Genomic DNA, 1,479 nt, shown 5'->3' with positions numbered 1-1,479 from the left:
AGTGATGTGTTAGTGAGGGTTACACTCATTTGTTTATGAGAAGTGGCCTTCTAAGAAGTAATTATTGCACATATTGAGCCAGTCAATGATCTAAGGGAATCACTATTTTGTATTACACTCTTGACACTTTGTATTATGTTATGTAGTATATATATAACAGAGTAATACAGGACGTAAACCTGCTTGCTCCGAAGCACCTTGAAAACTTCAAAGAATGTGTCCAGGTCGCCTAATGGTAGGGCATTGGTCTGCAAAACCTATTGTGTGAGTTCGATTCTCACCCTGGACTTAAAATATTGCAGTTCCAGGGGGGGTTCAATTCCCGTCGGCACTGCAAATTGGGTTGGTATCCAAGTCAGGTGAAGGAAGCCGTCTGTAAAACGGATGCCTCTGTGCGCCGTAGGTTCAAATCCTACCCAACCCATTCTGGAGAGGTCGCTATTGGCAAAGCAAGCTGTTTGCTAAACAGTTGTAGATGTAAGTCTACTGGGGGTTCGACTGCTCCATAAAACCTGTACAAAGCGTCACTTCGCGATACTTTGTGTGTTTATTTCCTGCTTCAACGGGGGCATAGGAGCGGTTAACCCTCCACAGGCTTACGAGTCGAGCCGTACTCGTTATAGCGTTCTAGGTTCACTGAGGCATGTCCTACCCGGTCGATTTTGTTACCGCAACAATCACAGCTATAAACCCTCTGCGATAAAGGCATTGGCTGTTGATTTCCACAGTTAGAACATAATTGACTAGAGGGGAAGAACCGATCAGCCACTACTAACAAAGTTCCGTAGCGTTCACATTTATAGGTCAATTGCCGTCTGGCTTCATGCAGTCCTAAATCACCGATTGCTTTAGCTAATTTGTGATTCGCCATCATCCCTGAAACATTCAAATCTTCAATCACAACTTCGCCGTGGTTTTTAGCGATATAAGTTGTCATTTTATATAGGTGCGCTTTCCGTTGGCGAATTAAATTCGCCACGGGTCGCACCTGAAGATAGTCTTTTCGGAGATTAGCCACTCGATGGTGGAGTTTTTGTACTTCAAGCTGGGTTTTTGAGTAATTCTGAGAGCCTCTTACTTTTTTAGATAATTTCCGTTGAACTCTAGATAATTTCCGTTGAGCGTTGCGGTAAGGCTTAAGTCCTTCAAACTCAACACCAGAGCTTAATACAGCTAGGGTTTTTATTCCAAAATCCACACCAACTCTTTCTCGTTCTTTAAGTGTTGGTTCAAAGGTCTTTTCAATAGAGAAGCTAATATACCACTCCCCGGCTTTTTTGTAGATTGTGACTTTTTTAGTTAGACAATCTGGTAGGGGTTCAAACGTTCTAACCTGCTTCAGGAAGGGTAAGTTATGAATTAGTCCACCTAATCGAATCGGTCTCCCTGAATTATCGATAGTAAAGCGATCATTTTTACCCTTGCATTTGAATCTAGGGTACTTACCCCATCCTTTGAAAAACCTTTTGAATGCTTCCA

The 1,479-nt window shown here is 42.5% G+C and carries 1 protein-coding gene and 2 tRNA genes; 2 read left to right on the top strand and 1 reads right to left on the bottom strand.

Annotation, left to right across the window (positions count from 1 at the left end):
• Positions 1-218 precede the first annotated feature (218 nt).
• A tRNA-Cys gene (locus F6K53_RS42015) sits at positions 219-289 on the top strand.
• Between the two features lie 51 nt (positions 290-340).
• Positions 341-424: transfer RNA gene (locus F6K53_RS42010), tRNA-Tyr, on the top strand.
• Between the two features lie 156 nt (positions 425-580).
• Here F6K53_RS42010 and F6K53_RS42005 read toward each other — a convergent pair.
• Positions 581-1,479, bottom strand: an 899-nt coding sequence (locus F6K53_RS42005) for a transposase (RefSeq protein WP_293086398.1), incomplete at its 5' end; no start/stop codon positions are given.

The sequence above is a fragment of the Moorena sp. SIO4A1 genome (assembly GCF_010672065.1).
In the GTDB taxonomy this organism is placed as follows: domain Bacteria; phylum Cyanobacteriota; class Cyanobacteriia; order Cyanobacteriales; family Coleofasciculaceae; genus Moorena.
This window is presented reverse-complemented; position numbering and strand designations above follow the sequence as displayed.